Here is an 8,750-nt window from a genome sequence, read left to right on the forward strand (position 1 = left end):
TCAACTCTCCTCATCCCTGGTGAAGTGCCGGACGGCGGAGACGACGGCGATCACGATGACGGTCAGCACGACCGCCAGGGCGCTGGCGCCGCCGATGTCGCCCTCGTTGAAGGCCAGCCGGTAGACGAGCAGGCCGGGCACGTTGGTCTGCCCCGCCGGGCCGCCGTTGGTCGTGACGAAGACGAGGTCGAAGCTGGCCAGGGCGGCGATCGTGGTGATGACGCCGGCGACCGTGATCTCCCTGCGCACCCCGGGCACGGTGACGTGCCGGAACTGCCGCAGCGCGCCCGCGCCGTCGAGCCGGGCCGCCTCGTACAGGGACGGGTCGATCTTCTGCGCGCCGGCCAGGAAGAGCATCATGCACAGCCCGCTCATGACCCAGGTCCCGATGAGGCCGAGCGCGATCAGGGCCAGACCGTAGTCGCCCAGCCAGGCGCGGGTGATCGAGGCCAGCCCGACCGCGTCGAGAAGCTGGTTGACGGCGCCGTTCTCGCTGTAGAGCCAGCGCCAGGTGATGCCGACGGCGACGAGCGGCAGCACCTGGGGGAGGAAGAAGACGACACGGAAGAACGTCATGCCCCGGCGCACCTTGCCCATCAGCAGCGCCGTCATGAGCAGCCCGACGCCGATGGGGATGACCGAGAAGAAGACGATCAGCGCGAGGCTGTGCAGAATCGCCTCGTACAGCGCCGGATCACGAAAAATCTTGACGTAGTTGGAGAAGCCTGCCCAGGCCGGCGGCAGGATGCCGTCCCAGGTCAGGAGCGACAGGCGGAGCGTGTTCAGCGCCGGCCAGATGGCGAAGCCGAGGTAGACCGCGAGCGCGGGCAGCACGTAGAGCCAGCCCCGCGCCCGCCGTCCCGGCCGCCGCGGCGGCCGGGCGGGCCCGCCGCCCGTCTCCCCGCCGCGGGCGGGAGCGGCCCGCGGTGGGGAGACGGCCGCGCTCGGCTCACGAGCCATGGTGCGCGTCCCACGATTCCTGGAGGGACCGCAGGAAGGCGTCGGGCGTCAGCTTGCTGTTGATCAGGCCCTGGATGCCGGGAGTCAGCTTGTCGATCATGCCGGGGGAGGCGTAGTCGGGGAACGGCACGATCCCGTTGCCCTGCGCCACCGGCGCGAAGACGCTCGCGATCTCGCCGCGCAGCCCCGTCGCCCCGAGCTCGGCCTTGGTGTCGACCGGCATGAACCCGCCGTCGAACTCGATCTTCGCCGCCTCCGGCGAGCTCAGGTAGTCGAGGAACGCCGCCGCGACGTTCGGGTGCTTCGACTTCGACGAGATCGCGTACGCCACGCTCGCGCCCGAGGCGACCTGGGCCGGCTTGTCCGCCGACGGCCCGGGCATCAGGAAGAAGCCCACGTCCTCCTTCATCTCCGTCTCCAGCGTCTGGGCGGCCCAGTTGCCGGTGATCACGAACGCGGTGTCGCCCTTGGCGAAGCTCGCCAGCGCGTCGGGGTCCGACGTGGCGCTCGCCCCGCTGGGGATGTACCCCTTCTTCGTCCAGTCGATGATGGTCTGGGCGGCCTGCCGGGCGGCCGGGTTCTCGATCGTCCCGCCCGGCTTGCCGTACACCCACGACCGGTAGTCGGCGACGTCGCCGGTCACGTTGAGCAGCGCGTTCCACAGCTGGAAGCCGCCGACCTGCAGCGCGCCCATGCTCAGCGGGGTCCGGCCGGCGGCCTTGGCCTTCGCCATCGCGGCCTCGAAGTCGGCCAGCGTCTTCGGCACCTCGGTGACGATCTTCTTGTTGTAGAAGACGCCGAGCACCGACAGCCCGCCGGGCACGGCGTACAGGCTGCCGGTGCCGAACTGCTTGGCCGACTTGTCGGAGCTGAGCACCTCCAGGCTGGCCGGCGGGAACTTCCCGGCCCAGCCGTACGCCTTGGACCACGGGCTCAGGTCGAGGATGAGACCGGCCGGGACCAGGGAGTTCATCGCGCCCGGGTTGTACTGGGCGATGTCCGGCGCCGAGCCGGACGACATCGCGAGCTTGATGGACTTGATGTAGTCGTTGAACGGCGTCATCTGGGGCTTGATGGTGACGTTCGGATGCTTCTTGGTGAAGCCGTCGATGAGCGTCTTGGTGGGCGGGTCGTTGCTGTAGGCCAGGGTGAGCGTCACCGGGTCCTGGGGGATGGTGGTCGACACCTCGATCTTGGGCGCCGTACCTCCTCCCGAGCTGCTCGCGCCCGCACAGGACGTGAGCGCGAACGCCGTCGTGACGCTGAGCGCCACGGCCGCCGCACGCCTGGCCGGTCTCGTCATCCCGGGCATGGCTTGTCTCCTCATTCCGGTCTCCTCAATCAGGGGGCGCGTCGTTCGCGCGACGGGTGCTCATGACGACCGTTCCTCACCAGGCCGAGCCCGGTCTCACCAGGCCGAACCTGGTCCGTTCGATCTCGTCCAGCGAGTGGAGCAGCGCGCCGTGGACGACGGCGTCCTGCTGGAGCGCCGAGACCTCCAGCGCCGGCTGCTCCAGCGGCTCGCCCGCCAGATGCCGCCGCAGTGCCGCGAGCAGCGGCTCGCCGCACCTGGCCAGGGGCCCGCCGATGACCACGAGCCGCGGGTCGAGGACCGCTCTGATCGCGGCGATGCCCTTGGCGAAGCGGCGGGCCACCACGTCGATCGCCTCCAGCGCCGCCGGGCTGCCGGCCACGACGGCGTCGAGCACGGCTTCGAGGGCGTGCTCGCCCATGGCCTCGATCCGGGACAGCAGCTCCGTCTCGCCGGCGCGTTCCGCCGCCGCGGCGGCCTGGCGCACGATCTCCGCGCCGCCGACCCGATCCTCGAACGGGCCCAGACCCCGCGAGGACCGGGTCTCCTCGGCCGGGCCGGCGCCGAGCAGGTCGAGGAACCCGACGTCGCCGGAGTCGTTGGACGCGCCGCGGTAGAGCTCGCCGTTCAGCACGATCCCGGCGCCGACCCGCTCGCCCCAGTGGATCATCACCAGGGAGTCCTCGCGCCGGTCCGCGTCGCGCCGCCGCTCGCCCTGCGTGGCCAGCTTGACGTCGTTGTCCAGGTAGACGGGGCAGCCGAGCGCCTGGGTCAGCCGGCGGACGAGGAGGTCGCCGGCCAGGCCGGGCATGCTCGGGATGAGCTTGATGACCCCGGCCGCCGGGTCGACGATACCGGGGGTGCCGACCGAGGCGAACCATAGGCCGCCTGCCGTGGTCTCCGCTGTGGTCTCCGCTGTGGTCCCCGCAGCGATCCCAGCAGTGCGCAGCGTGCGGTCCACCGTGGACAGGAGCGTCTCCACCACTTCCTCACCGCCGAGACGGGCGCCGAGCTGCACCGCGTCGGCGGCCGTGACCGCGCCGGCCAGGTCCGCGACCGCCACGCGCACGTCCTGCGGGCTGATGGACACGCCCAGCACGTGGCCGGCCTCGGCCCTGAACCGCACGAGCTGCGCCGGCCGCCCGGCCCGGGTGGAGTCGCGATCGACGGGGCCGAACTCGACCAGGCCCTCGGCGGCGAGCGCGTTGAGCGAGCGGGTGACCGCCTGGCGGGACAGCCCCACCGCCTTGGCCAGCGCGGAGACGCTCATCCTGCCCTCGGTCCGCAGTCTGCGCACGACGGCGACGGAGTTGACCTCGCGCATGAACTGCGTGCCGGCGGCCACGACCTGCTCCATGCTCTGCCTCCTCGCGTTCGGTTGCCGGTACGCTAGCATAATAATTATGTACTGTACGGAACTAATTAGTCGAGGGGTGTGACCTGCAGATGTCGTCCGGTGATGGCCCGCCGTGGGCGGACACCGTCGGTGGCCTGGCCCACCGCGTGCTCGGGCCCGCGGCCGATTCGGTACGGTTCGCCGCCCGCGACGGTGACGAGCGCGCGTACACCTACGAGGCGGCCGGCGGCGTGCTGACCATCGCCGCCACGGACGGGGTGAGCGCCTCGGTGGCGCTGCACCACTACCTCCGCGAGCGCTGCGGCGCCTCCGTCGGCTGGGACACGGCGCTGCCCCTCGGCCTGACGTCCCTGCCCGACGCCCCGCCGCGCGAGGGCACGGCCCGGGTCAGGGAGGGCTACTACTTCAACTTCTGCACCTTCAGCTACACGATGCCCTACTGGGACTGGGCCGACTGGGAACGCGAGATCGACTGGATGGCCCTGCACGGCATCACCATGCCGCTCGCCATCACCGGGCACGAGGCCGTGCTGCACGCCGCCTACTCCGCGCTCGGCCTCGACGACCAGCGGATCCGCGCCTTCCTGGGCGGCCCAGGCTACCTGCCGTTCCAGTTCATGGGATGCCTGGACGGCTTCGCCGGCCCGCTGCCCGCGTCCTGGCTCGACGGCCACCGCGAGCTCGGGGCGCGCATCATCGGCCGTGAGCGCGCCTTCGGCATGACGCCCGTGCTCCCGGCCTTCACCGGGCACGTCCCGCCCGAGGTCGCGGCCACGGCACGGGCCGGCCGCCGTACCTGGCAGGGGTTCGAGACCTGGGTCCTCGACCCGGCCGACCCCCTGTACGAGCGGATCGGCGCCGAGATCGCCCGCACGCAGATCACGCTCTTCGGCACCGACCACCTGTACGCCGCCGACCCGTTCATCGAGATGATCCCCATCGACGCCGACCCCGCCTTCCCCGGCGCCGTCGCGGCGGCGACGCTGGCCGCCCTCCAGGCCGCCGACCCGGACGCGGTCTGGCTCATGCAGGCGTGGCCGTTCTCCTACCAGCGGGACTTCTGGACCGAGGAGCGCGTCAACGCCTTCCTCGACGCGATCCCGGACGACCGGATGCTCGTGGCCGACCTGTGGGCGGAGCACGACCCGCTGTGGGGCCGCTTCCGCGAGTTCTCCGGCAAGCCCTGGCTCTGGTGCGCGCTGCTCAACTTCGGCGGGCGCACCGATCCCGGCGCCGACCTGCGCGGCGTCCCGGCCGGGATGGACGCGGCCCTGGCGGCGCCGAGCCCGCCCGCGGGGATCGGCCTGTCCATGGAGGCCACCCGCAACAACCCCGTCTTCTTCGAGCTCGTCGCCGACCAGATCTGGAACGAGGTGCCCGACGTCGACGCCTGGCTCGACGCCTTCGTCTCCCAGCGCTACGGCACCGGGGGCAGGTGGGCGGACGAGCTGCGGGCGGCCTGGCGGGGGCTGCTCGGCACCGTCTACGACGCGCGGGGCGTACGGATCGCCCCCGACCAGTTCAAGGGCGTCATCACCGCCGCCCCCTCCTACGCGCGGATCCCCGGCGGCCTGGCCGAGCTCCGTGCCGACGCCGCCCGTGTCCTCTGGTACCGGCCTGACGTGCTGGCGCGGGCCTGGGAACGGCTGATCGAGGTGGCCGAGCACGACCGCGACCTGCTGGCGGGACCGCTCGGGCACGACCTCGCCGAGGTGGGCGTGGCCTACATGGCCAGGGTCGCCGACCGCTGCCACCTCGACGCCGTCGAACGCTCGATCCGGCTCGGCGCCGCCGCCGGGCCCGAGCTCGAACGGTTCCTGCGGGTCTTCGACGACCTGGACCGGATGCTGGCCTGCCGCCCCGAGTACACCTTCCTGCACTGGGAGTCGAAGGCGCTGGCGCACGCCGCCGACGCCGCGGAGCGCGAGATCCTGGCCGACAATGCCCGCCGCATGATCACGGTATGGGGCACGTCGGACAGCCCGCTGCTCGACGACTACGCCGGCCGGCACTGGAGCGGGCTCGTCGGCGGCTACTACCGCGACCGCTGGGCGTTGTGGGCGAGCGGCCTCGACCGTGCCCTCGATCACACTCCTGACCGCGGCGCCGATCGCGCGCTCTCAGGACCCGGCGATGGCGTGGAGGCCGAGCTGCGGGAACGGCTGCGCGAACGCGCCGAGCTCTTCCTGCGGGAGGGCCCGCCGCCGGCCCCGCGTGACCTGGGCGACCTGGCCACGGAGTCGCGCCGGCTCCTCACCGCGTACGCGGGCCGGACCGGCCCGCTCGCCCAGACCCGCCCGCCGGCCCAGACCGGCTCGAACGCCCAGTCCACGGACCACGACTGATGAGGAGCAGGAGCACGATGCCCCAGCCGGCCCCGCCGACAGAACGCCGCAACCCGCGCACCACCGGGATCGACACCCTGGATCCTGAAGCCGCCCTCCGGCTGCTGCTCGACGAGGACGCCAGAGCCGTCGAGGCCGCCCGCGCCGCCACCGGGCCGCTCGCCCGGGCGGTGGAGGAGACGCATGTACGGCTGGCCCGCGGCGGCGGCGTGCACTACTTCGGCGCCGGCGCGTCGGGGCGGCTGGCGGTGCTCGACGCCACCGAGATCACGCCGACGTTCGGGGTGGCCCCCGGCCTGTTCACGGCCCACTTCGCCGGCGGGCCCGGCGCGCTCACCGACGCGTCCGTCGACCGGGAGGACGCCGAGGAGCTCGGTGCCGCCGACGCGGCCGGCGCCGAGCTCGGCGAGAACAGCGTGGCCATCGGCATCACCGCGTCGGGGACCACCCCGTACGTGGCCGGGGCGTTGCGGGCGGCCCGCGCGGCGGGCGCGCTCACCGTGCTGATCACCTGCGATCCCGGCGCGCCGCTGCGCGAGTCGGCCGAGATCGTCGTCGTCGCCGACACCGGCGAGGAGGCGCTCACCGGGTCCACCCGGCTGAAGGCGGGCACGGCCACCAAGGTCCTGCTCAACGCGTTCTCGACGGCACTCATGATCAAGGCGGGACGTACGTACTCGAACCTCATGGTCGGGCTCGTGGCCACCAACGCCAAGCTGCGGACGCGGGCCGTGAGCCTGCTCGTGGAGGCGACGGGGGAGGACGCGGCGGTCTGCCGGGACGCCCTGGCCGAGGCCGGCGGGCGGATCCCGGAGGCGCTCGTCCGGCTGCTCACGGGCTGCCCGCCCGACCGGGCGCGTGCCGCGCTCGCCGCGCATCCCGGCGTCCGCGCGGCCGTCGCCGCCCTGGGCGGGCAGGCCGGATGAGCGGGCTCGGCTTCGCGGGCGTGGACGTCGGCGGCGGCGGCATCAGGGCCCGCGTCGAGAGCGGCGAGGGGGCCGCTCACGGCGAGGACACCTCCCCGGCGCCGCGCGCCGGGGGCCGGGTGGACCTCGACCGGCTGGCCGCCGGCATCACCACGGTCATCGAGAACGCCACCCGCGCCGGCGGGCAGGCGGGAACGGGCCGGGGGCCGGGGCGGCTGGCCGGGATGGCCATCGGGGTGACCGGAATGCCCGGCCTGGTCAGGGAGCCGGAGCCGCTGTGGCACGCCCTGCGCGAACGCTTCGAGCTGGGCGCGCTCGCGGTCGCGGGCGACACGGTGACCACGCACGTCGGCGCGCTCGGGTTCCGGCCGGGAGTCGTCGTCGCCGCCGGGACCGGCGTCATCACGCTGGGCACCGACCTCGACCGCGTCTGGAACCAGTCGGACGGCTGGGGCCACCTGCTCGGCGACCACGGCAGCGGCGCGTGGATCGGCATGTACGGGCTCCAGGCCGCCCTGCGCGCCCACGACGGCCGCGGCGGCGGGTCGCCCGCCCTGCTGGAACGCCTGACCGCCCGTTTCGGCCGCCCCCTGGACCTGGTGGCGCTCGTCTACGAGTCGGCCTCGCCCGCCCACCACCTGGCCTCGTTCGCCCCGTCCGTGGCCGACGCGGCCCACGAGGGGGACCAGGTCGCGCGGGCCATCTGGGACGAGGCCGGCCGGCAGCTCGGCCAGGCCGCCGTCGCCGCCGCGACCGGGGTCGAGCCGGTCATCTCCTGGGGCGGACGCCTCTTCGACGCGGGTGACCTGCTGATGGAGCCGTTCCTGGCCGCCGTACGGGCCCTGCTGCCCGAGGCCCGTCCCACGCCGCCGCTGGGCACCTCGGTGGACGGGGCGCTCGCCCTGGCCAGAGCCGCCGCCCGCGGCGAGCTGCGCTCACGCCACCCGTACCTCTACGTCTTCGCCGCGGACCGCGGCGCGCCCTCGCCGCACACCCGCTGATCGGCGCCACCCACGAACCCACTCGCTCATTCGGCGATCTCGTCGACCAAGTGCGTCCAGAACGCCGTCAGCTCGTCGCCGATGTACCGCTGATAGTGGATGCGGACATGGCCCCCGCCGTCACCCGCCCGGTAGACGGACACCTCCGTGTACGGCGTGCCGTCGTCCACGAAGCCCGTGTACAGGTGTGCCCAGTCGCCGCTCTGGGGTGTCCAGTCCGGGAACGCGAGCTGGGCGGCGTGGTTGCGAAGGGCGCTGAGCCACCGATCTTCCCTCGAGGTTCGCATACTCCACGGTGGCAGGACGGCCACCAAGAGCAGGCAAAACGCGGCCGTCGGCCACACCACTCGGCGGAGATCGTCCCCAAGAGGGCCCGATGCCGGTGAAGTGACGAAGGTCCCGGGCTGTGCGGGCTGTCCGGCACTGCCGCGCGAACCGCGAAGACGGTGTGCTTGGGGTGACAGCGAAACGGTAGATCACCCCTTGAAAGGGGGCCGTCATGGCCGCCACCATCAACAGCCCCGTCGTGAACGCCACCACCGCGACGCCCCGCCCCGCCGCCGGCTACGTCTGGGCCCTCGCCCGGATCGCGCTCGGCTGGACCTTCCTCTGGGCGTTCCTGGACAAGACCTTCGGCTGGGGCTTCGCCACCCCCGCGGAGCGTGCCTGGGTCGCGGGCGGCAGCCCGACGACCGGCTTCCTCAAGGGCACCGGTGAGAACGCGCTCGGCGGCCTCTTCTCCGGCCTGGCCGGTCAGGCGTGGGTGGACTGGCTGTTCATGGCCGGCCTGCTCGGCATCGGCCTGGCCCTGATCCTGGGCATCGGCACCCGCATCGCCGCCGGCGCCGG

At 73.2% G+C, this 8,750-nt stretch carries 8 protein-coding genes; 4 read left to right on the plus strand and 4 right to left on the minus strand.

Features of this window, described 5'->3' with window-relative positions:
* The 3 genes from AB0C28_RS48790 to AB0C28_RS48800 all read right to left on the minus strand — a co-directional run bounded on the left by AB0C28_RS48790 (position 1) and on the right by AB0C28_RS48800 (position 3,629).
* Positions 1 to 960 (minus strand): sugar ABC transporter permease, encoded by a 960-nt coding sequence (locus tag AB0C28_RS48790; protein WP_346105246.1) that lies wholly within the window; start codon positions 958 to 960, stop codon positions 1 to 3.
* Positions 950 to 2,272 carry an extracellular solute-binding protein gene (locus AB0C28_RS48795; RefSeq protein WP_358083230.1) on the minus strand — a complete coding sequence of 441 codons (1,323 nt, stop codon included), beginning with the start codon at positions 2,270 to 2,272 and terminating at the stop codon, positions 950 to 952. Before AB0C28_RS48795 ends, AB0C28_RS48790 begins: the two co-directional genes overlap by 11 nt.
* Before the next feature lie 76 nt (positions 2,273 to 2,348).
* Positions 2,349 to 3,629, minus strand: a complete 1,281-nt coding sequence (locus AB0C28_RS48800; protein ID WP_358083234.1) for an ROK family transcriptional regulator — start codon at positions 3,627 to 3,629, stop codon at positions 2,349 to 2,351.
* 89 nt (positions 3,630 to 3,718) lie between these two features.
* Here AB0C28_RS48800 and AB0C28_RS48805 point away from each other — a divergent pair, with 89 nt between their 5' ends.
* The 3 genes from AB0C28_RS48805 to AB0C28_RS48815 are packed head-to-tail and all read left to right on the plus strand — an operon-like array spanning position 3,719 to position 7,901.
* A complete protein-coding gene (locus tag AB0C28_RS48805; RefSeq protein WP_358083238.1) occupies positions 3,719 to 5,974 on the plus strand; it encodes an alpha-N-acetylglucosaminidase TIM-barrel domain-containing protein in 2,256 nt (751 codons plus the stop codon).
* A gap of 17 nt (positions 5,975 to 5,991) precedes the next feature.
* Positions 5,992 to 6,900 carry an N-acetylmuramic acid 6-phosphate etherase gene (locus AB0C28_RS48810; protein WP_357862325.1) on the plus strand — a complete coding sequence of 303 codons (909 nt, stop codon included), beginning with the start codon at positions 5,992 to 5,994 and terminating at the stop codon, positions 6,898 to 6,900.
* Positions 6,897 to 7,901, plus strand: coding sequence for a BadF/BadG/BcrA/BcrD ATPase family protein (locus AB0C28_RS48815; protein ID WP_358083241.1), 1,005 nt, complete (start codon positions 6,897 to 6,899; stop codon positions 7,899 to 7,901). Before AB0C28_RS48810 ends, AB0C28_RS48815 begins: the two co-directional genes overlap by 4 nt.
* A gap of 26 nt (positions 7,902 to 7,927) precedes the next feature.
* On the opposite strand, the gene AB0C28_RS48820 is transcribed toward AB0C28_RS48815, so the two are convergent.
* Entirely contained in the window at positions 7,928 to 8,188 is a 261-nt protein-coding gene (locus AB0C28_RS48820) for a hypothetical protein (protein WP_346115594.1), read from the minus strand.
* A 212-nt stretch (positions 8,189 to 8,400) separates the two neighbouring features.
* Between AB0C28_RS48820 and AB0C28_RS48825 the strand changes: the two genes are divergently transcribed.
* On the plus strand, positions 8,401 to 8,750 hold a 350-nt coding region (locus tag AB0C28_RS48825; protein WP_358083243.1), incomplete at its 3' end, for a hypothetical protein.

The organism is Nonomuraea sp. NPDC048892 (assembly GCF_040649735.1).
GTDB lineage: Bacteria > Actinomycetota > Actinomycetes > Streptosporangiales > Streptosporangiaceae > Nonomuraea > Nonomuraea maheshkhaliensis.